Below are 23,034 nucleotides of genomic sequence, written 5' to 3' on the forward strand. Positions count from 1 at the left end.
CACTGCACTATAGTAACTCATCAATTTCTATAATGCACTGGAACATCATGTCTACCGTCCTCTCCGCCGTCCCAACCGCCCTCGCCGCGGTCCTGGATATTTCGCTGTTGAGCGCACTGCACATCGTCTTGAGCGCGGTTGCCGCGGCCGCCCTGCTGGCGTTGTTCAAACCGCTGCTGCTGGGCGTGGCGCGCGCGCTGCTGCTGGTGGTGAAACCCAAGATGAGCAAGGAGCAACGCCTGGCCGCGCGCCAGATGCGCGACGCGATGATGCTCAACCGCATGCTCAACGCGATGGACGGTTCGGCCCCCAGCCACGCCGCCGAACTGCGCGCGCTGGCGTCGCGCGCCTAAGCCTGGCAGCGCCGCCGCTGCGCGTCTCAGCGCGGCGCGCCCAGCAATTCGGGCTTGAGCAAGAAGTCCACCGGCTTCTCGCCGATCCAGATCTTCAATACCGCGTTATAAAACGCCTGGTCCAGCATCACTTCCCCGATCTTCCTGCCGTTCAACTGGCATTGCGTGCCGATGCTGGGAATCCAGTCCAGCGCCAGCACATCGCCCTTTTTCAGGCCCGGCAGCAAAGCGAACATTTGTCCGAACTGCATGGTCTGGGTCAGGATTTTGCTTTTGTCGACCTTGTCGGAGTTGTTGTTCAGCCCCTTCATGAAGGCCTGCCCAAGCTCGTCCGAGCTGACATCGCGCATCATCACCAGCTGCACCCGGCGCGGGCCGGACAGGGCGAGGATTTCGGCGACGGTGTTTTTCTTTTCCGGCAGATAAAGGCCGGCCGCATAGACCTTGAAGATCGCCTTGTAGCGCACGCCCGCGCCGTTCAGCTTTAATTCCCTGTTCGCAATGATGACGGTGTCGTCCAGCTTGACGCCGCCGACCTCGAACGCCCGCGCGCCTTGGCTGAACGCGGCGGCCAGGCAGGCGGCGGCCAGCAGGCGCTTGACGCTGTTCTTATTTCTGACAATCATTAGGTCTCCACGGGGGATCGGGTTTGCACGGCGTATCGGCAAGCAGTGTAAAACAGTTGGCGTGCGCCGTCGCCGCTTATTTGATGCGGGCCGCGGGGACGGGAGGGGACATTTTGTATGCCGGGGAAGCGGGAAAAAAACGCAGGCGCAGAGCCGGGGCCAGACCTTCAAGTCCGACCCCGGGGTTACGCCGCTGGTTTTGATTACTCCAACGACGCCCTTGCTCTGGTTTTATTGTCCGGCTTGCAGGCGTTCGTACTTGGCGCGCAGCTCGGTTTCGGTTTCGCGCCAGGCCGGGTTGAACGGGATGCAGCTGACCGGGCACACCTGCTGGCATTGCGGCTCGCTGAAATGGCCAACGCACTCGGTGCATTTGTCCGGGTCGATTTCGTAAATTTCGGCGCCCATGTAAATCGCTTCGTTCGGGCACTCGGGCTCGCATACGTCGCAGTTGATACAGTCGTCGGTGATGAGTAGTGCCATGGCTTTACTCGCTTATTCGGACGCCGCCGCGTTTGCTGCAATTTTCTGTTGCAGCCAGCGATCCACCGAGGGGAAAACAAATTTGGAAACGTCGCCGCCCAGCACCGCGATCTCGCGCACGATGGTGCCCGAGATGAACTGGTATTGGTCGGACGGGGTCAGGAACATGGTTTCGACGTCCGGCAGCAGATAGCGGTTCATGCCGGCCATTTGAAACTCGTACTCGAAGTCGGATACGGCGCGCAGGCCGCGCACGATGACGCGGGCGTCGTGCTTGCGCACGAAGTCCTTCAGCAGGCCGGAAAAACTTTCCACCTGCACGTTCGGGTAGTGGCCCAGCACTTCGTTGGCGATCCGCAGGCGCTCGTCGAGCGAGAAGAAGGGGCTCTTGTTCTTGCTGTCGGCGACGCCGACGATCAGCTTGTCGAACAGACCGGATGCGCGGCGCACCAAATCTTCATGGCCGCGGGTGAGCGGATCGAACGTTCCCGGATATACGGCTACAACCATTGCGGCTCCCTAGAGATGCACCTATATAGAACGCGCATTATGCCTGAAAAACAGGCGGCCCCTTGATACCGGGGCCGCCACCTGGCTATTCCGCGGCGTTTTCGCCGGTTGGCGCCGGTTTGTTGTAAGTTAGCAAATGATAGAAGACGGTGCCGGCTTTATCGGCGCGGATGACATTCCAGCAGGCCATCCAGTCCGGTCGCGCCGGCCCGGCCGGATCGTCGAAGCTCAGCGGCAGGCCGGACTCGGCGTAGACCAGGCCGCCGTCCTTGAGCAGCGCGGCGCACAGTGGCAGCGTGCGGGCTAGGAAATCCTGCTGGTACGGCGGGTCGAGGAAGATCAGGTCGAAGCGCTGGCCGCGCGCGGCCATGCTTTGGGCCGTCAGCAAGGCGTCGCCGCGCAGCAGTTGCACCTGGTCGGCGCGCAGCTTGGTTTTGATGTCGTCGAGCTGGCGGATCACCGGGCTGTGGGCGTCGACCATCGTCACCGACTGGGCGCCGCGGCTGGCCGCCTCGAAGCCGAGCGCGCCGCTGCCGGCGAACAGGTCGAGGCACTGGGCGCCGGCCCAGTTGCCGTCGCGCAGGTGGTTAATCCAGTTGAACACCGTCTCGCGCACCCGGTCCGGGGTCGGCCGCAGGCCCAGCGCGTCCAGCACCGGCAGCACCGAGCGTTTCCAGGTGCCGCCGATGATGCGGACCTGGTTCGAGTGTGGCGGCCGGTGGACCGGGACTTTGGCGGGTTTTTTTGGCTTTTGCATGGGGCGGCGGGAGTGATTCAGTGTCGGCCACTATAGCATATGGGGGTGGCCGGCCCGGGCGTGGGCGGCCGGGCCGGCGCCGCCGGCGGCACCAGCACAAGCGGCGGCGACCGCAGATCGGGTTAGCGGAGCGTAAGCCGACAAGCGCCGCCACCGGCAAACGACGCCCGCCGGCGGCTTGCAGCGTTCAGCGCGCTTCCGCCGCCAGTGAGTTGAAGTCGTCGATCCAGCCCTGCATGCGCTTGACGGCGTGGGCTTTCTGGGTTGGCGTCGCTGTCTTGATCACCGTCAGCACCAGCCGCGCCGTGCCTTCGTTGTAGGCGTCGAAAAACGCTTTCTGCTCGGAATGCTCCATGCGCTCGAAGCTTTCCACGATCAACTTGTGGATCAGCGCCACCGTCGCTTCCTTGCCCAATTTTTCGCGCTGCACCTTTTGCGCCAAGCCGATAATGCTGCGCTGGCGCCGCAAACGCTCCTCGAACCACAGTTCGTTGTTGAGCGGGCGCGCGTCGGAGGCCTGGCGTATCAACTCCTCCTGTTCCCGGCTGAAGCTGCCAAACCACAGCTCGAACTGCTCCATCGACTTTTGATAGCGGAACTTCTGCCGCTTCGCGGCGTCGCCGCGCAGATACTTCTTGCGGTAGTCTTCGTTGTTCTTGGTAAACTTCTTTTCCATTTGGGCGATTTGCTCGGGGCGCAGCGAGCGCGCCAAGTCGGCCAGGTCGGGTTCGGCCTTGACGATCACTGCCTGGGCGCGGGTCTTGATGTCGGCGTAAGTGGCCAGCAAATCGGCCTGGGTCGGATTGCTCTGCAATTGGCGCTGGGCGTTCGTCAATACCTGGACGTAATCCTTCAGCTGGGTCTGGCGATGCCAATGGAACATCTTGTCGATGTCCTTCTGGACCCAGCCCTTTTGGTCGGATTCGAGGTCGACGTAGGCGTTGAGCCACCAGTAAAGGAGGGTGTCGCCGTTGTTGTAGCTGAGCCGCAGAGAGCTGCAGCCGGCCAACAACACGAGTAGCAAAACCAGCAGGCACTGTTGCAGCCGGCCGCCGCGGAAGGGCGTGTTAAAATTTTTCATATTCTTAACTTATTAATTCCACGCCTATGAATGTTGTCATCCTCGCCGCCGGCATGGGAAAGCGTATGCAATCGGCGCTGCCCAAAGTATTACATCCTCTGGCTGGCAAGCCACTGCTGTCGCACGTGATCGACACGGCGCGCAGCCTGGCGCCTTCCCGATTATGCGTTATTTACGGACATGGCGGCGCAGCCGTGCTGAACTTGCTTGAAAAGCAAAGCGAGGGCCAGGCCACGCCCATCGGCGCCGCCTTGCAAGAGCAGCAACTTGGCACCGGCCACGCCGTCATGCAGGCGCTGCCCGCGCTGGACGACAACGCCGCCACCCTGATCCTGTACGGCGACGTGCCGCTGACCAGCGCCGCCTCGCTGCAACGCCTGGTCGACGCGGCCGGCGCCGACAAGCTGGCGATCCTGACCGTGGTGCAGGCCGACCCGTTCGGCCTGGGCCGCATCGTCCGCGAAAACGACGCGATCGTTCGCATCGTCGAGGAAAAAGACGCCACCGACGCCGAGCGGGCGATCGGCGAAATCAACAGCGGCATCATGGTCGCGCCGACCGCGCACCTGAAGCGCTGGCTGGCCGGCCTGTCGAACCAGAACGCGCAGGGCGAGTATTACCTGACCGACATCGTGGCCCAGGCCGTGGCCGACGGCGTGGCGGTGGTGTCGGCGCAGCCGGCGGCGGAGTGGGAAGTGGCGGGCGTGAACAGCAAGGTGCAACTGGCCCAGCTGGAACGCATCCACCAGGGCAACATCGCCCGCGCGCTGCTGGAACAGGGCGTGACGCTGCTGGACCCGGCCCGCATTGACGTGCGCGGCGAGCTGATCTGCGGACGCGACGTCAGCATCGACGTCGGCTGCGTGTTCGAGGGCCGCGTCGTACTGGCCGACGGCGTCACGGTCGGCGCGCACAACGTGATCGTCAACGCCAGCATCGCCGCCGGCGCCCAGATCAAGCCGTTCTGCCACATCGAGGACGCCGTCGTTGGCGCCGCCTCGGTGATCGGGCCGTACGCGCGCCTGCGCCCCGGCACGGTGTTGGCCGAGGACGTCCACGTCGGCAATTTCGTGGAAATCAAAAACAGCCAGATCGACGCCCACAGCAAGGCCAACCACTTGGCTTACATCGGCGACGCCACAGTTGGTTCGCGCGTCAACATCGGCGCCGGCACCATCACCTGCAATTACGACGGCGCCAACAAGTTCCGCACCGTCATCGAGGACGACGCCTTCATCGGCAGCGACAGCCAGCTGGTCGCCCCTGTCACCGTGGGCAAGGGCGCGACGCTGGGCGCCGGCACCACGCTGTCGAAGGACGCGCCGGCGGGCAAGCTGACGATCTCGCGCACCCGCCAGGTGACGATCGACGGCTGGCTGCGTCCGGTCAAGATCAAAAAGTAATCGCTCGATTACGATCCCGCAGCAAGCGCCGCTGCGCAGGCAAGCCGCCCGGCTTGCCTGTTCTTGCCGCCGTTGCCAGCTGGCAGCGGCACACCCTCCTCCGCGTATTTCTGTGGATAACTCTGTGGGAAAACCTGTCAATACACATGGGATAAGTCTGTGCGCAAGCCAGGAATAAGCACTGAATAACTTGGCAGTTTACTAGCGAAACGGCACCGGCTATGGCGCTGCGGGGTGTTCGTGCCTCGCCGTCCACGCAACTGTGCGCCATTACCCGCCTTCGCTCGCTTTGTGGATAACTTTGTGTATAAGCCTGCAAATAAGCGTTGGATAAGCATTGCATAAGCCGGGATAAGTGTCTTGATCGCCAATACGTGCAGATTGCTATTGTGGGTAAGTCTGTGGAAAAGCATGCACAAAAGCAGAGGATAAGTATTCGCTTCATTCGCCGCTAGCCCATCCCCAACGCCGCATGGGAAAACGCCGGTAAGAACACTAGCAAACGACGGCGTCGACGCTGTCTGTGGATAAGCCTGTGGGTAGCCTGTTGGCAGGCTGGGGAGAACTACGCAACGTCATGTCGTGTTTGCTGAGGCGGCAAAACAAAGCCGCCGTTACACCTGGATACCGGCGTCTCCGGCAATTGCCGTTGGCTTTGCCTATATTCAAGGCATCGACCAAGTTCTCGCTATGACGTACTTAGTGAGCCTGTGTATAAGCCTGTGAAAAACACCGGTATAAGGCTTTGGCAAGCACGGTATAAGCATGTGTGCAAACGCTGGACAGGTTGTGCATAAGCGGTGTACAACGTTCGCTCCAGCCCATCAAACAGCAATGCGAGTCTCAAACTTGCTGCGGAAGGTAGAAAAATACGTCTTTACGTTGCGCACATTGGCGTGCGCGGCGAACAGCCGGTGCGCCAGCGCGTGGTAGGCTGGCATATCGGCAACCTGGACGATCAGCACGAAGTCGGGTCCGGGCGAGACCCGGTAACACTGCAGCACGGCGGCCTCGGCGGCGACATGGCGCTCGAACTCCAGCATCCGCTCGGCGGCCTGGACGTCGAGCGTGATTTCGACGATGGCGCTCAGGCGCGCGCCCACCATCTGCGGCGCGACGATGGCGACCTGGCGCTCGATGACGCCGCTCTCGGTCAGATGCTTGACGCGGCGCAGACAAGTGGGCGCCGACACGTGGACCTCCAGCGCCAGCTCGCTGTTGCTTTGTGAAGAGTCAAGCTGCAGCGCATTCAGGATGCGACGATCGACTTCGTCGAGATGCAAGGTGGAGTCTGCCATGAACGCTTTCATCAATATGGAAAAAATGTTCAATGAAAATGAAATTATATTTCATTGAAAAATATCGGTGAAATATTCTTTCATATTTCAATTGAATTAGAAAGCATATTTCATAGTCTCTGCATTACGATGCGTCCATTCACTATTTTCCATTCAAGAGGCTCCCATGTGCGGCATCGTCGGCGCAGTAGCGCAACGCAATATCACCCCTGTCCTGCTCGAAGGCCTGAAGCGCCTGGAATACCGCGGCTATGATTCCTGCGGCGTGGCCTTGCACGTGGACGGCCAACTACGCCGTTCGCGCAGCACCTCGCGCGTGACCGACCTGGAAAAACAGATCGACAGCGCGACCCTGGGCGGCTTCACCGGCATCGCGCACACCCGCTGGGCCACGCACGGCGCGCCGGTGTCGCACAATGCCCACCCGCACTTCTCGCCGAGCGACGAGAACGCCCGCGTCGCGCTGGTGCACAACGGCATCATCGAAAACCACGACGAGTTGCGCGCCGAACTGACTGCCCTCGGCTACGTGTTCCAGAGCCAGACCGACACCGAGGTGATCGCCCACCTGGTCGAACACATGTACAACGGCGACCTGTTCGATACCGTCCAGCACGCCGTCAAGCGCCTGCACGGCGCCTACGCCATCGCCGTGTTCTGTCGCGAGGAACCGCACCGCGTGGTTGCCGCCCGCCAAGGCTCGCCGCTGATCGTCGGCCTGGGCGAGGGCGAGAACTTCGTCGCCTCGGACGCCATGGCGCTGGCCGGCACCACCGACCAGATCATCTACTTGGAAGAAGGCGACGTCGTCGACTTGCAACTGTCGCGCGTCTGGATCGTCGACGCCGACGGCAAACCGGTCGAGCGCGAGGTCAAAACCGTGCACGCCCACACCGGCGCGGCCGAACTGGGTCCGTACCGCCACTATATGCAGAAGGAAATCTTCGAACAACCGCGCGTGATCGGCGACACCCTCGAAGGCGTCACCGGCATCATGCCGGAACTGTTCGGCGACGGCGCCTACAAGGTCTTCAAACAGATCGACCGCGTACTGATCCTGGCCTGCGGCACCAGCTACTACGCCGGCCTGACCGCCAAATACTGGATCGAATCGGTCGCCAAAGTGCCGGTCAGCGTGGAAATCGCCAGCGAATACCGCTACCGCGACAGCGTGCCGCACCCGAACACCCTGGTCGTGACGATCTCGCAAAGCGGCGAAACGGCCGACACCCTGGCCGCGCTGAAGCACGCGCGCAGCCTGGGCATGCTGCACACGCTGACCATTTGCAACGTCGCCACCAGCGCGATGGTGCGCGAATGCGCGTTGTCGTACATCACCCGCGCCGGCGTCGAAGTCGGCGTGGCCTCGACCAAGGCCTTCACCACGCAACTGGCGGCGCTGTTCCTGCTGACATTGACGCTGGCGCAAGTCAACGGCCATCTGACGGAAGAGGAAGAAGCGGCGCACCTGAAGGCGATGCGCCACCTGCCGGTGGCGATTGCCGCCGTGCTGGCGCTGGAGCCGCAAATCATGGCCTGGTCGGAAGACTTCGCGCGCAAGGAAAACGCGCTGTTCCTCGGCCGCGGCATGCACTACCCGATCGCGCTGGAAGGCGCGCTGAAGCTCAAGGAAATTTCCTACATCCACGCCGAAGCCTATCCGGCCGGCGAGCTGAAACACGGCCCGCTGGCGCTGGTGACCGAGGAAATGCCGGTTGTCACGATCGCGCCGAACGACGCGCTGATTGAAAAGCTGAAATCGAATATGCAGGAAGTGCGCGCCCGCGGCGGCCAGCTGTTCGTCTTCGCCGACGTCGACTCGCGCATCACCTCGGGCGAAGGCCTGCACGTGATCCGCCTGCCGGAACACTACGGCCTGCTGTCGCCGATCCTGCACGTGGTCGCGCTGCAATTACTGGCCTACCACACCGCGCTGGCCCGCGGCACCGACGTCGACAAGCCGCGCAACTTGGCCAAGTCGGTGACGGTCGAGTAAGCAACGAGTTGAAGCATGACGAGAGCTGTGGACAAACAATTAAGTTCGACACAAAACAATTAAGTTTGACACAAACCAATTAAGTTTGACACAAGTGGCGCAGCCCCTCACGGACTGCGCCATTTTTTCGCATGCGCTCTGGATTGACCAGCATGCCGGAATCGCCGCTTCGAACCAGGCTACTGGGATCCCTCGCGTTCTCGCTGACGCAGCCGTTTCAAGTACGTCCCGTCCGACAACTTCTCCGCGTCAAGGTCCAGCGCGCAGTTCACCAGAGAGGCGAGCGCGAGAAGTGAACCCGTGGTTGTTTCTGCCAGCCGCCTTGATCAGGTTGCAAACGTGGTAATGGGTATTGCAACTAAAGCCGGAGGTGTTGTGGAGATATTCCCGTTGCAAAAGCAGGTTGGCCACCTCAACAGCTTTACTCGCGATCTGCCGGTTGACCTTGGCGAGGTCGTCGCGCGCGCTGCGTGCTTCCGCGATTTTCTCCGGGTTCCAGAATGCAGCGGTGTTTAGGTGTAGCGGCTCGCATTCGAAACCTACCGTGCTCGCATTTGACGCTGATTTCGGCTCGAAATAACTGCAAACGAAGGCAGGTCCATGCTCACGCTATCTGCAAATGAGCTTGCAATTGACGGCGCCAGCGCGCATTCCATGGCGGTGTGCTCGCGCTAATTGCAAATGGCGGCCCATATCGGCAAGCCCCCTTCTCGGCCTGCGCGAAGGGCCGCTGTCGAACCAAAGCGATCATCAACAGAATAAAGGGGACAAAAGCTAAACCTCTGTGTAGCCAATAAAGCTAGAGGGCAACCAGCTCGGCGAGTTTGGCCGCAATGTCTGCCATCGGCAACAGCTGGCCCCTACTGTTCGCCGTCGCGCACCGGGGGGGCGCCGCGCGGCTTGCCATCGGCCTCGTTCGATTGCGTGTGGCGGTATTCCTGGGTCGCCTTGGCGATTTGCGCGTCGGAAATTTCCTGGACCCTGAGCGCGAACGTTTTTCCTTGCTGCACGGCGAGTAAGGCTTCGCGCCGGCGGAAGTCGCTCTCGCGCTCCTCAATGGCCTCTTCGCGTATCCGCAAAGCCTTTTCGCGCAAGTCCAGTTTTACGGCGCGCTGGCCCGCATCGTCCGCCACCAGCGGCGGCGTTTGCCTGGCCGCGCCCAAGCCCTCTGCATTTTTTTCCGGCAGGGTTGCTCCGCACGACGCGCAGCGGTGGGGGGAAATTGGCGGTAGCGGAGTCTTGATCATTAATGCAATATTATTAACTTGGCGGTGACGGTCGAATGCGGCCCCGGCTGCCATCGGCGGCAAGCGCGGATGGCGGCGGCGTTGAATCCTGTTTTTCGTTCTATGCGGCAGCGAACAGACCGGATCGCGTGGACCCGTTAATGTTGCATTAACGTAAGTTCGATAATCGACCGAAGTGTAGCCGGTTTGTCTATTCGTGCCTGTGTGAAAAGACATGTTTTGTCCGCCCTCCACCGTTTATCGAGAAAAATAATGACTGAAGTACGTTGTAGCCGGTGCCCGCTGAGGCAATCGCCTAGTTTTCTTGAAAACACCGCGGAGGATATCGACGTAGTGCAGTCGTTGAAGGAGCGCGAACTGAGGCTGCGCGCCGGCGAGATGTTGATTTTTGAGGGCCAGACCGACGCCCGCCTCTTCACGTTGAGGCAAGGCTGGGCCTTCCGTTTCAAGACGCTGAGCGACGGGCGCCGGCAGATCCTCGGTTTTCTGCTGCCGGGCGACTTCATTGGCGTCCAGCAAAAGATGGCCGACATGGCCGCCCATGGCGTCGCCACCCTGACCGACGCCTTATTCTGCGTTTTCCGGCGCGACTCGCTGTGGGAGTTGCACCGGCGCTCGCCCAGATTGGGCTTCGACGTCACCTGGTTGACCGCCCACGAAGAATCGATGGTCGACGATACCTTGCTCTCCGTTGGCCGGCGCAACGCCGAAGAGCGCATTGCCGCCCTGTTGATTGTGCTGTTCAAACGCGCCGCCGCGCTGCAAGAGGACGGCGGCGCCTCGGGCGTGCCGTTTCCGCTTACCCAGCAGCATGTGGCCGACAGCCTGGGCCTGTCGCTGGTTCACACGAATAAGACGCTGCGCAAATTGGAACTGCTCGGCCTGCATCACATTGACGAGGGGCGCTTGCATATGCATAACGGCAAGGCGCTGGCGCGCCTGGCCGACCTGTTCGGCGACGGCCTTCCACCCCGGCGCCCACTGGTGTAAGCGTTTTTCCGGTTCGGCTTGCGCGGACGCGCGTCGGATGCAGGAAAGCGTAATCGACCCGCCACGCGGAAACGTATCGAATAGAATAATTTGCTTATACACGAACGTTGCTTTCCAGCCCCTGCCTTACCGTTGGAACGCCAGAGTGAAGCGATCAATTCGTCGAAGCTTTCTGAATTCGCTCAACGACACCAATTCCGGAATCGGATACACTGATCCTGAATTTAATGGACGGGAGGCCGTATGGACACTCTAAAAAACTGCGACGGACCTGCGGATATCGCCGCGTCGCCTGAACCTGCCATAACGCCGCAAGACGCGGGCCGGCAGCGCCTGCATGCTGCTTTGACGGCGGCCGAGGGACTCTGGAAGGACCGCAAGGACATCCCAAAGGACGGGGTTGAATACCAGGGGCAACTGAGGGCTGAATGGCGCTAGTTCTTTTCGATACCAATATCTTCATCGACATGCTGGATGGTGTCCACCAAGCGACTATTGAGTTGGGAAGTTACGACAGGCCGGCAATTAGCGTCGTCACTTACATGGAGTTACGCGCCGGCGAGATACCACGCCCGCAGGATAAACCGGTCTTGGACGCCATCCTCGCTGAATTCGAGGTCATCGAGGTCAGCCGCCGGATCATCGACATTGCCATCGCCATTCGCGGAAACACGTAGTCTGACCGCTGAGCTGTGCCAGCCTTACCGGGCCGCAGCAACCAATTCCCTCAATACGCGTAAGCGCCGATCACCCGCCTGACCGTTTCCAACGCCTGCCGGAGCGCGTCCAACTCCACGGACCCGAGCGCCAGGCGCAGCGCATGGGGCAGGTGCACCGAGGTCGCGTAGGGTTCCGCGGTCGACACCGAAATGCGCTTTCGCATCAGCGCCATCGCCACCTGGTCGGCGCGCACCTCTTCCGGCAGGGGAAGCCAGAGGAAATACGACGCCGGATGGCCAACGCATGGCAATCCGGCCAAGACCTCGCCAGCGATCGATTGACGCAGCATCGCATCCCGCCGCTTCTCCGCCTCCAGCCGGGCGACGGTGCCATCGTCGAGCCAGCCGCAGGCGATCGCCGTCATCACGCCGGGCGTGTTCCATGTGGTGGCCCTGATCGCCCGCTCGATCGACGGCACCCATGCGGCGGGCGCAGCAACGAATCCCACCCGCAGCCCGGTAGCCACGCTCTTCGACAACCCCGAGACGTACACGGTGGTTTCCGGCGCCAGCGCCGCCAGCGGCGGCGGCGCATCCTCCGCCAGGAAGGCATAGGCCGCGTCCTCGATGATGAGCAGCCCGTGTTTGCGGGCGATCGCTACCAGTTGCCGCCGCCGCCGCTCGCTCATCACCCAGCCCAAGGGGTTGTGCAGCGTCGGCATCGCGTACACGGCGCGCACCCGCCGGCTGGCGCACAGGCGCTCCAGCGCGTCCAGGTCGGGGCCTTGGCCGGCCGTTGGAATCGACGCCAGTTCCAGGCGTTGCGCTTCGGCGAGCACCTTGAACCCCGAATAGGTCAGCGCGTCGGTCGCGACAACGTCACCGGGCTGCAACAGCGCCATGGCAGTCACCGCCAGCCCTTGCTGCGCGCCATTGACGATCGACACCTGGTCGCCGCCGACTACCAGCCCGCGGCACGCGAGGTGGCGGGCCACGCTGTCGCGCTCATGCCGGCGGCCGCCGTGGGGTTGGTAGCGCAGCAGCGCATCCAGGTCGCCGGACGACGCCAGCTGGCGCAAGGCGCCACGCAGCAAATCCGCTTGGCCGGGTAGCGAGGGATAGTTGAAATTGAGATCGACGATGCCCGCCGTCGCCGCCTGTTGGTCGATGCCCAAGCCACGCGGCAGCGACGTTTCCCGGACAAAGGTGCCGCGGCCGGTCTCGCCGCTGACCAGTCCCATGGCGCCGAGTTCGGCATACACCCGCGTGGCGGTGACCAGGGCGATGCCCTCCTTGGCCGAAAGCTGGCGGTGGGTTGGCAGGCGTGCGCCCGGCGGCAGGCGCCCGGAGCGGATATCGGCGGCCAACGCGTCGACCAGGAGTTTGTAGCGGGCGTGGGGCATGCGGAAATGTATCCAATACAATAATTTGATTGTACTGGATTCTTCGCATACGATATTTCACCGCAACCCATTCGACCACGACACCATGCATATCGCCATTCTTACCTTCGAAGGTTTCAACGAACTCGATTCGCTGATTGCCCTGGGTATCCTCAAGCGCGTCAAGAAGCCGGGCTGGCGCGTCTCGATCGCCAGTCCCACGACGCAGGTCCGCTCGATGAACGGGCTGCTGATGGAAGCGCAGGTCTCGTTGCGCGAGGCATGCGCGGCCGATGCGGTGCTCGTGGGCAGCGGCATGCTGACCCGGGAAGTCGTGCGCGACGAGGCCTTGATGGCGCAGCTGCAACTCGATCCGTCAAGGCAGTTGTTGGGGGCGCAATGTTCCGGCACGCTGGTGCTGGCCAAGCTCGGTTTGCTCGACGGTGTCCCGGCGTGTACCGACCTGACGACGAAGCCCTGGGTCGAGGAAGCCGGCGTCGCCGTGCTGAACCAGCCATTCGTCGCCAAGGGCAACGTCGCCACGGCGGGCGGCTGCCTGGCCTCGCAGTATCTTGCCGCCTGGCTCATTGCCCGTCTGGACGGCGTCGAGTCGGCGCGCGAAGCCATTCACTACGTCGCGCCGGTGGGGGAAAAGGAAGACTACGTTGCGCGCGCGATGCGCAATATCACACCGTTCCTGCCAGCGTAGCCGGCGGTCGTTTGCCTGCAACCGTCCCGGCGTGGACGGACGCGCGCGCGACCGCCGCCGGCCGATAACGGCCGGCCTGCGTTTCTTCAGCCACGGACATTCCCCGCCCGCGCCAGGCGCGCCGCCTCCCTGGCCTTTTCGCGCGCGATCAAGCCTTCGGCGAGAATGGCGTCGGTGCGTTCGGGCAGACCGCCAAGGTTCAGGTAGCGCGCGATGGGCTCGCGGGTATTGGTCCAGTCGTTGTCCCAGGCAAACTCATTGATCAGCGGCAGGTTGAGCGCCTCGAAAACCGGGGTCCAGCGCTGCTCTTCGCCAACTTTGACGCGCATGCGCACCGACAATTGCGGATTGAATTGGTACCAGCCCTGCGCAACGCGCATGAACAGCGCCCGGTTGTAGGCGTAGTCGCGCTCGATTTCGTTGCGCGACAGTACGCTGGACAGGTGCGTGCGTTTGTTGCGCTCGGGGCGCAGCGCGTTGGCCGGCATGTGCTGCCACGCCTGCAAGATCGTTTGCGCGTCGAAGGCGCCATTGGCGCGCCGTTGCGTGTGCGTAAAGCGCGATTTGAACAGCGCCCACAGCGTCTGGAACAGGAAATACTCGGACAGGTGGCGGTCTATGCGCACCAGGCGCTCGCCGGACTGGACGTCGACGCAGGGCGGCGCCAGCAATTCGTAGAGGGTGGTAAACGGGCCCTGGGCGAAGGCCGGGTCGCGGAAGGCCTCGCGCATGGCCCAGTGCAAGGCGTTGCTGCCGTAGTGGTCGGCCGCTTCGCGGTCGGCGCCGCGTTCCAGCAGCGCTTCCACCAGCGCGACATTGCCCGCCGCCGCCGCCGCCATCAGCGGCGTCTGGTTCATCGGCAGCCGGTGCTCGACGCCGAATTGCTCGCACTGGCGCAGGATATCCTTGAAGCGGCTGGCGAAATAGGGGGCGAAGGTTTTGCGCCGCAGCGCGTCGCGCTGTTGGGGGAAATGTTGCGCAGGTTCGAATTTGGCTTCCAGCGCCAAGGTGTGCCCCAGCATCGGCTCGTCGAAGCAGCAGGCGTAGTCGTAGAGTTGCTGCTTGAGTTTGTTGCCCGGCGCCCGCTCGCGGAACACCTTGACGAGCAAACCGTTGACCTTGGCGGCGTCGAGGATGGGCCAAGGCACCGGCGTCTGTTTCAAGATGCCGCGGCGGATCGCGTCGGCCTGCTCCTGCTTGCCTTGCAGCTCAAGCTTGCGCGCCTCCTTTTGCCACTCCTCCGCCGAGGATTTCTCGACCGCCACCTTGACGTCGCCGGCGTTCAGCTCGAGCAGCCCGAACAGGGGATGGCCGACGTCCGATTCGATCAGATACAGGTTCTTGACGGCGCGCGTCAGCGCGACGTAGAGCGCGTTGACATAAAACTTGTATACCTCCAGCGACTTGTCGCCCTTGTCCTTGGCGCGCCGGTAGTCGAGCGTGTCGGCCGCGAGGTCGGTCTTGCCGACGCCGTCGACGATTTCCGCGAACTCGGCGCGGTGGTCGGAAACGAAGCGGTAGAGCACGATATTCTCGTACTCCAATCCCTTCGCTTCGTGGATCGAAAACAGCAGCGGGGTGGCGAAATGCTTGCGCGCCTCGGCCTTGTCTTCGTCGCGCATGACCAGTACGGCGAACTGGGTGGATAGGCGGATTTTCTGGTCGAGTTCGCGCTTGGTGGCGTCCTTGTCGGCGATCAGCGCCACCTGGCCGTTTTCGCCGCCGACCGCTTGCACCAGGAAGTTGCTTTCGCGATCGATGGAGCCGAAGCGCCGGTGTTTGATCTTGAGCAGGTCGTTGGCGACGCGGGTCGCCTGCACGCCGTTGCGGAAATTGGCGCTGAGCACGCGCAGCTCTTGTCGCTCCGCCATTGTCGGATCGCGCCAAAACAAGCTCTTGACCTGGCTCCAGGAAAAGAAATTCGGGTGGACGATCTGGTTGGAGTCGCCGCAGAGCAGGAAGTTGCCCGGATGCTTGAGCGTGCGCAGTATCAGCGCCAGCTCGACGCCGGTGATGTCTTGGACCTCGTCGACGACGACGAAATCGTAGCGCGGCGCCGCCAGCGGCAACCACGCCTGGGCCACCAGGTTCAGGTCGTAGAGCGCGCTCGCGTCCAGCCAGTCCCGGTATTTTTCAAACAGGTCGTAGAGTTCATCGCGCAGCTGCGCCGCAAAGATCGACTGCCGCACGCCCAGCGTCCGATAGGCGTCGCGCGACAGCACCCCGCCGGCGTTGGCGGCGATCACGCCGCGGATTTCTTCAAACACCTGGTGGCCGTCGAAGCCCTTGTGGCTTTGCCGCATGCGCTCGAACCAGGCCGAAAAATCGCGCCAGCCCGCCTCGCGCCCGGCCGGCACGCGCAGCGATTCGACGAACTCGCGGTAAGACAGGAACGCCGCCTCCTGGCCCTCGCGCTCGAAGCCGTTCGCATAGTAGAGTTCGCGCGCGTTCTTGGCCAAAAACGCGGAATGGGTCACGTACAGCACCGCGCCGTCGGCCAGTTTGAGCTTTTCCAGCGTCAGCGCGGTCTTGCCGCTGCCGGCGCTGCCGACCACGATCAGCGGCGGCGGCTCCAGATAGACGGCTTGCTGCGCGTCGTCGAAGGAGATGGGCTTGTCGAGCATGTGGATGCGGCCGGAGTCGGGGTGGAGATAGCGCAGCGGCTGCGCCTCCCTGGCGGCCTCGTCGACGTCGACGTCGACGATTTTTTCCTCGTCGACGGGGGTGCCGCGCAAAAACCGCGACTTTTCGTAGGCGTGGTTGGCGATGACTTCCAGCATCAGCGCGCACACTTCGTCGCCGTGGCGGACCAGGGAAAACAACAGCCTGTCGGCGCCGTCGAGTTTGGCGCGGTAAAACTTTCCGTGGCTGATATTGCTGAGTTTTTTCACTTGCGCGGCGCGGAAGTCGCCGCGCGCGATGGCCTCGACCACCTTGCGGTAGGCGGCCTTGACGCCGGTGGTGTCGAGCGCCGTGTATTCGAGGATTTTCATGGCGTCAACCGCGCGAGGTGGGCCAGGTCTTGCGCGCGCTGCGCCACCCGCCTGGTGTAACTGGCCTGGTTCTTGGTGCATGCGAGGCCGTGGGGGCTGCCTTGCCTGACCGTGGCGCAGTTGACGTCGCAGCGGCTTTCGGCGATGGATCGCTCGACGTGGCGCCGCTGCGCCTCGGCCGCCTTCAAGGTCCAGCTGGCGCTTGCCGGGTCGGCCAGGAAGGCGGCCAGCCGGCGGCAGTATTCGCAGTCGCAGGCGAGCGCGCTGGGACGCCGAAAATCTTGCGGCGCGCTCAAGTCCAGCGCAATGCGCGCGCGCAGATGGGCCCGCGCCCATGCGCGCAGCCGCCGCGCCGGCGCGAACTGGTCGCACTCTTCGCCCAGCGCCAGCGCGGCCGCCACCAGCACGGCGTCGGCGTCGTAGTGGGCGAGCATGTGCTCGATTGCCGCGCCGGCCAGTTCGCCGGCCTCCATGCGCCGCAGCGCGCCGAGCATATTGACGACGAGCGCGGCGTCCGCGCACGCCGCGGAGCGCCACGACTGCGCAGCGGGCGCGCCGACGTGGACGCCCAGCAGCGCGTCGACCAACGTGCGCGCCGCGGGCGCCAGCAGGGATGGCGCGTCCGGCCGTTCGGCGCAACTCTTGGCGAGCAGATCGGCGCACGCGCCCAGGGCGTAGTTGGCGTTGGCGCCGACGATCTGGTCGATCAGCTCGGCCGCGCGCGCCGGCGGCAACAGCAAAGCGGCGGCGGCCAGGCTGGCGTTTTCGCCGCCGTCGTAGCGGCCGCTGGCCGGTATCTCGGCGAGGAAGCGGTCGATCAGCGCCGTTTCGCCCAGCCGGGCCAGGCTGGCCAGGCAGCGCGCCGCCGCGTCGCCCCGATGGCTAACGCGGCTCGGCCAGTCGCGCACGATCATGCCGGCCAGCGACTTGGCGTCGTCCAGGGCCGCGGCGTCGGCGCCGTCCGCATGGCCGGCCAGCACCAGCTTGTCGAGGTAGGGCAGCGTGCCGGCCAGCCCGCCCTGGGCAAGCACGGCGAGCCGGCGCGCGCGCGGCCACAGTACCAGCGCCGCGCGCCGATAGCTGCGCTCGAAGCTCGCGCCCTCGTTGCCGGTGGCTTCGCGAAAATGCTGCTCGTCGGGATCGGCCTCGTCGAGCACGTCCGGCGGGCATAATTCCATGTCTTGCAGCGGCAAGTCGCCGAACGACGGCGCGTTGCCGTCGACGTCGCGCCATCCCGACACGCTGGCGCTGCGCTCGATGATCTCGGCGACGCTGTAGTTGTCCGGGTCGTCGTCGTCCCGGTAGCGGCCGCGCCGGCGCGAATAGTAATCGTCGCCGCCGTCATACTCGGCGCTGCCGCTTTCCTCGATCACCAGTTGCGCCACGTGGATATCGCAAGCGCTGGCCGCGGCCGCGGCCAGCAGCACTTTCGCCACGGCGGCGTCGGCGCTCTTCAAGGTAGAAAACCCCAGTTCCGCCGCCGAGTACGCGTGTTCGAGCGGATACACCAGCTTTTCCGGCGCGTCCTCGTCGTTCGCCTCGCGCTGCGCCAGCCAGCGTTTCAACAGGCTGGTCGCCTGCGCCTGCTCGGACAAGTATTGCGGCGGCGCGGCGGCGCCGGCCGGGCCGCTACGGACCAGGTTATAGATCAGCGTGAGGCGGGTGCCGGAGTTGACCGGACGCACTTCGTGCAGGCAATCGGCGTAAAAGGCGACGAAGGCGGCGTCCGACGGATCGGCGCGAGCCAGTTCAAGGTTCACCGCGCGCTCGCGGTGGCGTATCGATAACTCGCCGCCCGTATACACCGACGGCAAAACCACGACCAGCGTGGCGAACATGCCGTCCGCCTTTTCCGTGTCGCGGTGCGGCACGAAAAAGCTGCCCGTGTCGTACACCAGCAGTTTGTACAACTGCGCCACCACGGGCTCTGTTACGCCCAGCCCGGCGCTCGCTTGCGCGACGATGGCGTCGAGCGAACGCTGCCAGTGGCGCCCGCCGAAATGCAGCTGCGACGCGTCGATCTGCCAAGTCTTGCGCACGCTGGTGTCGACCAGGGTTTGCGCGCCCAGGCCGAAGGGCGCGCGATTAGCGACCGCGATCAATTGTTCAAGCTGGGCTTGCTGGAACGGCAGCGAAATCAGGCCGACGCCGTCAACGCTGAGATTGGGCGGCGCAATTTCGCTGGTGCCGGCGCTATAAAAATCGCCGTCGCAACGCACGCTCGACAGGATGTTTGGCAGATCGGTGGAGATGTTGGGCATTTGCTGGCGCAAGTTAGTTTTGTTGCATATTATAAGGAACGTGCCGCGCAACCGTGGCGTCCCGTGTCTGGGCGAGCCGATATTGCTCAGTGTACGGCTCGATATACCATCGTAAAAATCGGGAAAAGGCGATGAGGACGATAAAAGTCAAACGAGTGCTTGCCAATATCAGTACGCAAAACCCCGGCCGCGCGAAAGCCTTCTATCAGGACGTGCTTGGCCTGGACCTGTTGATGGACCATGGCTGGATTCAAACCTACGGCTCGCCGGTCGAGCAGATGAGCGTGCAGATCAGCTTTGCCTCGGAAGGCGGCGCGGGCACGCCGGTGCCGGATCTGTCGATCGAAGTCGATGACGTCGACACCGCACTCGAATGCATGCGCAACGCCGGCTTCCCGATTGAATACGGGCCGGTTGACGAACCCTGGGGCGTGCGCCGCTTCTATGTGCGCGACCCTTTCGGCAGGCTCGTCAACATTCTCGGCCATCAGTGACGAAGTCGAGCGCGCCGCGCCGCAAGGACGCGCGCGCACCCGGCTGTACCAAGTTGCGGGCGCCGCCGCTTTACAGGTCGACCATCGACTCAAAGCCGCCGTAAATCATGCGCTTGCCGTCAAACGGCATCGCCTCCGGCTTCATCATGTCGGCCATGCGCGGATCCTTCATCACCTTGTCGTTGATTTCGTCGCGCTTGGCGCGCGATGCGTATTCGATCCACGAAAAAAACACCACTTCGCCTTCGCGCAGATCCACGCTCTGCGGGAACGAGGTCAGCTTGCCGGGCTTGACGTCGTCCGCCATGCACTCGCGGAAGCGCAAGGCGCCATGTTCGCGCCAGATCTTGCCGCAGACCTCGGACATCTTGCGGTAGGCCTCCACATTCGACTTGGGTACGGGAACAATGAAACCATCTACGTATGACATGGCATTCTCCTTCTGGGTGACGTGAAAGGGACTTCAGGATAGGCGTGTATTATAAAAAATACCAGCCTTGCCGCGCGCACGTTTCGGCGCACTACTTCATTCGTTACCGCCTGGAAAACAGGCGAACGCCGCACGCGCTCGGGGGCGATGTCGGCAATAATGTGCCGACTGTATTCAGTGGCAGGACGCCCGCCCTGTCGCGCGTCAACCCGCCACGCCATTCGCTCCAGGAGTCAGCGCATGAAAATCGCCGTATTCAGTACCCAGCCCTATGACCGCCGCTTCTTCGACGAAGCCTTGCGGCGCCAGCCGAACGGCGCCGCGATCGAATTGCTGTACCACACGGCGCCGCTGGCGCTGGAGACGGCGGTGCTGGCGCAGGGTTGCCAGGCGGTCTGCGTGTTCGTCAACGATTGCCTGGACGCGCCGGTGCTGGAGGCGCTGCACCGGCTCGGCACGCGCGCGCTGTTGCTGCGCTGCGCCGGCTACAACAACCTCGACGCGGCCGCCGCCGCCCGGCTCGGCATGTTCGCCGCGCGCGTGCCGGCCTACTCGCCGGAGGCGGTGGCCGAGCACGCGCTGGCGCTGGTGCTCACGCTGAACCGCCACACGCACCGCGCCTACGCCCGCGTGCGCGAGGGTAATTTCGCGCTGGACGGCTTGCTCGGCATGACGCTGCACGGCAAAACCGTCGGCATTGTCGGCACCGGCAAGATCGGCCTGGCGGCGGCGCGCATTTTCAAGGGCTTCGGCTGCCGCGTGCTCGGGCACGACCCGTATCCGTCGCCGCGGTTCGACGCGCTGGGGACGATGGTCGAGCTGCCCGCGCTGCTGGCGCAGTCCGACGTCGTTTCGCTGCACTGCCCGCTCACCGAGGCTACCCGGCACCTGATCGGCCGCGCCACGCTACCCTTGATGAAGCCGGGCGCGATGCTGGTCAACACCTCGCGCGGCGCGCTGGTCGACACCGGCGCGGTGATCGCCGCGCTCAAGTCGCGCCAGCTCGGCGCGCTGGCGATCGACGTCTACGAGCAGGAAAGCAGCCTGTTTTTCCACGACCACTCGTCGGACATCATCGACGACGACGTGTTCCAGCGCCTGATGACGTTTCCGAACGTGCTCGTTACCGGCCACCAGGGTTTCTTCACCATCGAGGCGTTGCGCGAAATCGCCGGCATCACCTTCGACAACCTGGCCTGTTTCATGGCCGGCCAAGGGTGCGCCAACCGGATACCGGGCTAGACCGGGATTTGGCTAAGCGGCGTCGTCCGTGAGAAAATTCCCCTTTGCCAGTTTGCCTCAGTAGGAAACCTCCATTGACCGCCATCGCCGCCACCGCCACCACCACCGCTTGTCTGATCGCCACCCGCGCCGCCCACCGGGTGGCGCGCATGACCATACGCGAGCCGATGTTCGGCTGGGTCCAGTCCGGCCGCAAGACCTTGATCGGCCGGCACGTCCACCAGCACTATGGCGCCGGCCAGGCCTTCCTGCTTGCCCAAGGCACCCAGTGGGACGTGGTCAACGAGCCCGCGCCGGGCGGCCACTACCGCGCGTTGATCCTGCAATTTTCGCCGGCGCTGATCGAACAGTTCCACGCGCTGTACGGCGCCCAGTTCCCGGCGACGCGGCAAGCGCCGTTCACCGGGCTGGACATGACGGCGGAGTTGCGCGACAGCGCGCAGCGGGCCTTCGAGGCCCGCGCCGGCCTGCTGCAGACGCACCGCCTGCTGGAAGTACTGTTGTTGCTGGCCGAGGCCGGCGTCGCCTATCCGCCGCCGGGCGCGCCGGGTTGGGACGAGCGGGTCAGGCGCATGGTCGGCCAGCGTCCGCACGCGGACTGGACGCTGGCGCTGCTGGCCGAAGCGTTCCACACCAGCGCCAGCACCCTGCGGCGGCGCCTGCACGCCTGCGACGCCAGTTTCGCCGGCATCCTGCGCGAGGCGCGGCTGGAAACGGCGCTGGCCTTGCTACAGAGCACGCCGCTGGCGGTCGGCGACATCGCCTTGCGTTGCGGCTACCAGTCGCACAGCCGGTTCTCGGCCGCGTTCCGCCGGCGCTTCGGGTTTCCACCGAAACAGTTGCGTCCGCCGGAAGCGGCCAGGGTGGCGTAGGCAATCGCGACGGCGCAGGTGTGGACGTTTGCGCACAGAAGCTGGCGCGCGCGGGCTAATCGGGGCGGGGCCGGGCGGCCATACTGGCCACTCACACTGATTGGAGAATCCCCATGTCGTTCCGTCTCAACACCGCCCTCCTGGCGATCACCCTGGCCTGCCCGCTGTGGGCAAACGCCGCCGACTTCACCCTCAGCAGCCCGGACCTGGGCGCCGTCCTGCGCGAAGAGCAAGTGTTCAAGGGCTTCGGCTGCAGCGGCAAAAACCTGTCGCCGGCCTTGCAATGGCAGGGCGTGCCGGCCGGCGCCCGCAGCCTGGCCGTGACCGTCTACGACCCGGACGCGCCGACCGGCTCGGGCTGGTGGCACTGGCAAGTGGTGAACCTGGCGCCGACGCTGGCCGGCTTGGCCGCCGGCGCGGGCGACGCCAACGGCGCCGCGCTGCCGGCCGGCGCCTTGCAGGGCCGCAATGATTACGGCACCAGCGCGTTCGGCGGCGCCTGCCCGCCGGCCGGCGACAAGCCGCACCGCTACATCTTTACCGTGCACGCCTTGAAGGTGGCCAAACTCGACGTGCCGGCCGGCGCCAGCGCCGCCTTGATCGGCTATATGATCAACGCCAACGCGCTCGGCACGGCCAGCCTGACCGCGCACTACGGCCGCTGATCCGGCAGCCGCGCGAGCGCCACGTCGCCCGCCATCGGTACGATGGCGCGGCCCGTCGCGCTACACCGGCGCAAAAAAATGTCTTTTTTGCCTTGTTGATGGGATAGAATTTATTCGGCGACAGCCTGTCGCCGCAGCCTCCATCGAACCTTCAAACAGGACTCCTCATGGCAAGCAAAATTTTCGTCAACCTGCCGGTCCGGCACCTCGGCCGCTCGGTCGAATTTTTCTCCGCGCTCGGTTTCACGTTCAATCCGCAGTTCACCGACGAGACGGCGACCTGCATGATCGTCAGCGACGACATCTTTGTCATGCTGCTGACCGAGGAAAAATTCCTCACCTTCACGCCGAAGAAAATCTGCGACACCAGCACCAGCACCGAGGTGTTGATCTGCCTGTCGTCGGAAAGCCGCGCCGCCATCGACGCCACGGTCGCCAAGGCCGTCGCCGCCGGCGCCACCACCTTCAAGCAAGCGCAGGACCACGGCTTCATGTACGGCCACGGCTTCCAGGACCTCGACGGCCACATGTGGGAACTGATCTATATGGAGCCGTGACGGGCGCGGCGGCGCCAATCGAAAGC

At 63.9% G+C, this 23,034-nt stretch carries 24 protein-coding genes; 13 read left to right on the forward strand and 11 right to left on the reverse strand.

All coding sequences use genetic code 11. The features are described 5' to 3' along the window. Positions 1–47 precede the first annotated feature (47 nt). Positions 48–353 carry a hypothetical protein gene (locus JANGC3_RS0119580; protein ID WP_026133213.1) on the forward strand — a complete coding sequence of 102 codons (306 nt, stop codon included), beginning with the start codon at positions 48–50 and terminating at the stop codon, positions 351–353. 26 nt (positions 354–379) lie between these two features. On the opposite strand, the gene JANGC3_RS0119585 is transcribed toward JANGC3_RS0119580, so the two are convergent. The 5 genes from JANGC3_RS0119585 to JANGC3_RS0119605 form a co-directional block, all read right to left on the reverse strand. Continuing rightward, positions 380–979 (reverse strand): chalcone isomerase family protein, encoded by a 600-nt coding sequence (locus JANGC3_RS0119585; protein ID WP_017878189.1) that lies wholly within the window; start codon positions 977–979, stop codon positions 380–382. A gap of 231 nt (positions 980–1,210) precedes the next feature. Beyond that, positions 1,211–1,462 carry a YfhL family 4Fe-4S dicluster ferredoxin gene (locus JANGC3_RS0119590; protein ID WP_026133214.1) on the reverse strand — a complete coding sequence of 84 codons (252 nt, stop codon included), beginning with the start codon at positions 1,460–1,462 and terminating at the stop codon, positions 1,211–1,213. Positions 1,463–1,474: 12 nt separating this feature from the next. Next, entirely contained in the window at positions 1,475–1,972 is a 498-nt protein-coding gene (gene coaD / locus JANGC3_RS0119595; protein ID WP_026133215.1) for a pantetheine-phosphate adenylyltransferase, read from the reverse strand. Between the two features lie 85 nt (positions 1,973–2,057). After that, positions 2,058–2,729, reverse strand: a complete 672-nt coding sequence (gene rsmD, locus JANGC3_RS0119600) for a 16S rRNA (guanine(966)-N(2))-methyltransferase RsmD (RefSeq protein WP_017878192.1) — start codon at positions 2,727–2,729, stop codon at positions 2,058–2,060. A 187-nt stretch (positions 2,730–2,916) separates the two neighbouring features. Continuing rightward, positions 2,917–3,810, reverse strand: coding sequence for a DUF6279 family lipoprotein (locus JANGC3_RS0119605; protein WP_017878193.1), 894 nt, complete (start codon positions 3,808–3,810; stop codon positions 2,917–2,919). Positions 3,811–3,836: 26 nt separating this feature from the next. Between JANGC3_RS0119605 and glmU the strand changes: the two genes are divergently transcribed. After that, the gene (gene glmU / locus JANGC3_RS0119610; protein WP_026133216.1) at positions 3,837–5,213 is read left to right on the forward strand and encodes a bifunctional UDP-N-acetylglucosamine diphosphorylase/glucosamine-1-phosphate N-acetyltransferase GlmU; all 1,377 of its coding nucleotides are present in this window, start codon (positions 3,837–3,839) and stop codon (positions 5,211–5,213) included. Positions 5,214–6,037: 824 nt separating this feature from the next. On the opposite strand, the gene JANGC3_RS0119615 is transcribed toward glmU, so the two are convergent. Continuing rightward, a complete protein-coding gene (locus JANGC3_RS0119615) occupies positions 6,038–6,511 on the reverse strand; it encodes an Lrp/AsnC family transcriptional regulator (protein WP_026133217.1) in 474 nt (157 codons plus the stop codon). A gap of 166 nt (positions 6,512–6,677) precedes the next feature. Between JANGC3_RS0119615 and glmS the strand changes: the two genes are divergently transcribed. After that, a complete protein-coding gene (gene glmS, locus JANGC3_RS0119620; RefSeq protein WP_017878196.1) occupies positions 6,678–8,507 on the forward strand; it encodes a glutamine--fructose-6-phosphate transaminase (isomerizing) in 1,830 nt (609 codons plus the stop codon). Positions 8,508–8,807: 300 nt separating this feature from the next. After that, positions 8,808–9,023: a hypothetical protein gene (locus tag JANGC3_RS32855; protein WP_157406762.1), complete on the forward strand. Its 216-nt coding sequence runs from the start codon at positions 8,808–8,810 to the stop codon at positions 9,021–9,023. Positions 9,024–9,367: 344 nt separating this feature from the next. Here JANGC3_RS32855 and JANGC3_RS32860 read toward each other — a convergent pair whose 3' ends face one another. Continuing rightward, positions 9,368–9,970, reverse strand: a complete 603-nt coding sequence (locus tag JANGC3_RS32860; RefSeq protein WP_157406765.1) for a hypothetical protein — start codon at positions 9,968–9,970, stop codon at positions 9,368–9,370. Between the two features lie 117 nt (positions 9,971–10,087). On the opposite strand from JANGC3_RS32860, the gene JANGC3_RS0119630 reads away from it, so the two are divergent. From JANGC3_RS0119630 to JANGC3_RS29625, 3 genes are all read left to right on the forward strand, one after another. Next, a complete protein-coding gene (locus JANGC3_RS0119630) occupies positions 10,088–10,744 on the forward strand; it encodes a Crp/Fnr family transcriptional regulator (RefSeq protein WP_017878198.1) in 657 nt (218 codons plus the stop codon). A 243-nt stretch (positions 10,745–10,987) separates the two neighbouring features. Then, the gene (locus JANGC3_RS0119635; RefSeq protein ID WP_017878199.1) at positions 10,988–11,182 is read left to right on the forward strand and encodes a hypothetical protein; all 195 of its coding nucleotides are present in this window, start codon (positions 10,988–10,990) and stop codon (positions 11,180–11,182) included. Then, complete coding sequence (locus tag JANGC3_RS29625; RefSeq protein ID WP_017878200.1) at positions 11,173–11,421, forward strand: hypothetical protein; 249 nt, start codon at positions 11,173–11,175, stop codon at positions 11,419–11,421. The genes JANGC3_RS0119635 and JANGC3_RS29625 overlap by 10 nt, the downstream gene beginning before the upstream one ends. Before the next feature lie 50 nt (positions 11,422–11,471). Here the strand turns inward: JANGC3_RS29625 and JANGC3_RS0119645 are convergent, their stop codons facing one another. After that, positions 11,472–12,806, reverse strand: coding sequence for an aminotransferase-like domain-containing protein (locus JANGC3_RS0119645; RefSeq protein WP_017878201.1), 1,335 nt, complete (start codon positions 12,804–12,806; stop codon positions 11,472–11,474). Positions 12,807–12,891: 85 nt separating this feature from the next. On the opposite strand from JANGC3_RS0119645, the gene JANGC3_RS0119650 reads away from it, so the two are divergent. Further along, positions 12,892–13,494, forward strand: a complete 603-nt coding sequence (locus JANGC3_RS0119650) for a DJ-1/PfpI family protein (protein WP_017878202.1) — start codon at positions 12,892–12,894, stop codon at positions 13,492–13,494. Between the two features lie 86 nt (positions 13,495–13,580). Here the strand turns inward: JANGC3_RS0119650 and JANGC3_RS0119655 are convergent, their stop codons facing one another. Both JANGC3_RS0119655 and JANGC3_RS0119660 read right to left on the reverse strand, forming a co-directional pair. Next, positions 13,581–16,487: an ankyrin repeat domain-containing protein gene (locus JANGC3_RS0119655; RefSeq protein WP_017878203.1), complete on the reverse strand. Its 2,907-nt coding sequence runs from the start codon at positions 16,485–16,487 to the stop codon at positions 13,581–13,583. Then, positions 16,484–18,748 carry a 2OG-Fe(II) oxygenase gene (locus JANGC3_RS0119660; RefSeq protein ID WP_026133219.1) on the reverse strand — a complete coding sequence of 755 codons (2,265 nt, stop codon included), beginning with the start codon at positions 18,746–18,748 and terminating at the stop codon, positions 16,484–16,486. Before JANGC3_RS0119660 ends, JANGC3_RS0119655 begins: the two co-directional genes overlap by 4 nt. 140 nt (positions 18,749–18,888) lie before the next feature. Here JANGC3_RS0119660 and JANGC3_RS0119665 point away from each other — a divergent pair, with 140 nt between their 5' ends. After that, a complete protein-coding gene (locus JANGC3_RS0119665; RefSeq protein WP_026133220.1) occupies positions 18,889–19,242 on the forward strand; it encodes a VOC family protein in 354 nt (117 codons plus the stop codon). A 70-nt stretch (positions 19,243–19,312) separates the two neighbouring features. Here the strand turns inward: JANGC3_RS0119665 and JANGC3_RS0119670 are convergent, their stop codons facing one another. Then, positions 19,313–19,672, reverse strand: a complete 360-nt coding sequence (locus tag JANGC3_RS0119670) for a DUF1428 domain-containing protein (protein WP_026133221.1) — start codon at positions 19,670–19,672, stop codon at positions 19,313–19,315. A 240-nt stretch (positions 19,673–19,912) separates the two neighbouring features. On the opposite strand from JANGC3_RS0119670, the gene JANGC3_RS0119675 reads away from it, so the two are divergent. The 4 genes from JANGC3_RS0119675 (at position 19,913) to JANGC3_RS0119690 (ending at position 23,008) form a co-directional block, all read left to right on the forward strand. Continuing rightward, on the forward strand, positions 19,913–20,914 hold the full coding sequence (locus JANGC3_RS0119675) for a 2-hydroxyacid dehydrogenase (RefSeq protein WP_017878207.1): 1,002 nt from the start codon (positions 19,913–19,915) through the stop codon (positions 20,912–20,914). Between the two features lie 74 nt (positions 20,915–20,988). Further along, positions 20,989–21,786, forward strand: a complete 798-nt coding sequence (locus JANGC3_RS0119680) for a helix-turn-helix transcriptional regulator (protein WP_017878208.1) — start codon at positions 20,989–20,991, stop codon at positions 21,784–21,786. Between the two features lie 113 nt (positions 21,787–21,899). Then, on the forward strand, positions 21,900–22,451 hold the full coding sequence (locus JANGC3_RS0119685; protein ID WP_017878209.1) for a YbhB/YbcL family Raf kinase inhibitor-like protein: 552 nt from the start codon (positions 21,900–21,902) through the stop codon (positions 22,449–22,451). A 167-nt stretch (positions 22,452–22,618) separates the two neighbouring features. Then, positions 22,619–23,008, forward strand: coding sequence for a VOC family protein (locus tag JANGC3_RS0119690; protein WP_017878210.1), 390 nt, complete (start codon positions 22,619–22,621; stop codon positions 23,006–23,008). Positions 23,009–23,034: the final 26 nt, after the last annotated feature.

It is taken from the genome of Janthinobacterium sp. CG3, assembly GCF_000344615.1.
GTDB lineage: Bacteria > Pseudomonadota > Gammaproteobacteria > Burkholderiales > Burkholderiaceae_D > Janthinobacterium.

Coding starts and splice junctions, on each gene's coding strand:
- JANGC3_RS32860 (WP_157406765.1), bottom strand. CDS start 9,970: ATGTCTTTTCACACAGGCACGAATAGACAAACCGGCTACACTTCGGTC.
- JANGC3_RS0119580 (WP_026133213.1), top strand. CDS start 48: ATGTCTACCGTCCTCTCCGCCGTCCCAACCGCCCTCGCCGCGGTCCTG.
- JANGC3_RS0119675 (WP_017878207.1), top strand. CDS start 19,913: ATGAAAATCGCCGTATTCAGTACCCAGCCCTATGACCGCCGCTTCTTC.
- JANGC3_RS0119660 (WP_026133219.1), bottom strand. CDS start 18,748: ATGCCCAACATCTCCACCGATCTGCCAAACATCCTGTCGAGCGTGCGT.
- JANGC3_RS0119585 (WP_017878189.1), bottom strand. CDS start 979: ATGATTGTCAGAAATAAGAACAGCGTCAAGCGCCTGCTGGCCGCCGCC.
- JANGC3_RS0119685 (WP_017878209.1), top strand. CDS start 21,900: ATGTCGTTCCGTCTCAACACCGCCCTCCTGGCGATCACCCTGGCCTGC.
- rsmD (WP_017878192.1), bottom strand. CDS start 2,729: ATGCAAAAGCCAAAAAAACCCGCCAAAGTCCCGGTCCACCGGCCGCCA.
- JANGC3_RS0119670 (WP_026133221.1), bottom strand. CDS start 19,672: ATGTCATACGTAGATGGTTTCATTGTTCCCGTACCCAAGTCGAATGTG.
- JANGC3_RS29625 (WP_017878200.1), top strand. CDS start 11,173: ATGGCGCTAGTTCTTTTCGATACCAATATCTTCATCGACATGCTGGAT.
- JANGC3_RS0119635 (WP_017878199.1), top strand. CDS start 10,988: ATGGACACTCTAAAAAACTGCGACGGACCTGCGGATATCGCCGCGTCG.
- coaD (WP_026133215.1), bottom strand. CDS start 1,972: ATGGTTGTAGCCGTATATCCGGGAACGTTCGATCCGCTCACCCGCGGC.
- JANGC3_RS0119615 (WP_026133217.1), bottom strand. CDS start 6,511: ATGGCAGACTCCACCTTGCATCTCGACGAAGTCGATCGTCGCATCCTG.
- JANGC3_RS0119605 (WP_017878193.1), bottom strand. CDS start 3,810: ATGAAAAATTTTAACACGCCCTTCCGCGGCGGCCGGCTGCAACAGTGC.
- JANGC3_RS0119690 (WP_017878210.1), top strand. CDS start 22,619: ATGGCAAGCAAAATTTTCGTCAACCTGCCGGTCCGGCACCTCGGCCGC.
- glmS (WP_017878196.1), top strand. CDS start 6,678: ATGTGCGGCATCGTCGGCGCAGTAGCGCAACGCAATATCACCCCTGTC.
- JANGC3_RS0119655 (WP_017878203.1), bottom strand. CDS start 16,487: ATGAAAATCCTCGAATACACGGCGCTCGACACCACCGGCGTCAAGGCC.
- JANGC3_RS0119590 (WP_026133214.1), bottom strand. CDS start 1,462: ATGGCACTACTCATCACCGACGACTGTATCAACTGCGACGTATGCGAG.
- JANGC3_RS0119645 (WP_017878201.1), bottom strand. CDS start 12,806: ATGCCCCACGCCCGCTACAAACTCCTGGTCGACGCGTTGGCCGCCGAT.
- JANGC3_RS0119650 (WP_017878202.1), top strand. CDS start 12,892: ATGCATATCGCCATTCTTACCTTCGAAGGTTTCAACGAACTCGATTCG.
- glmU (WP_026133216.1), top strand. CDS start 3,837: ATGAATGTTGTCATCCTCGCCGCCGGCATGGGAAAGCGTATGCAATCG.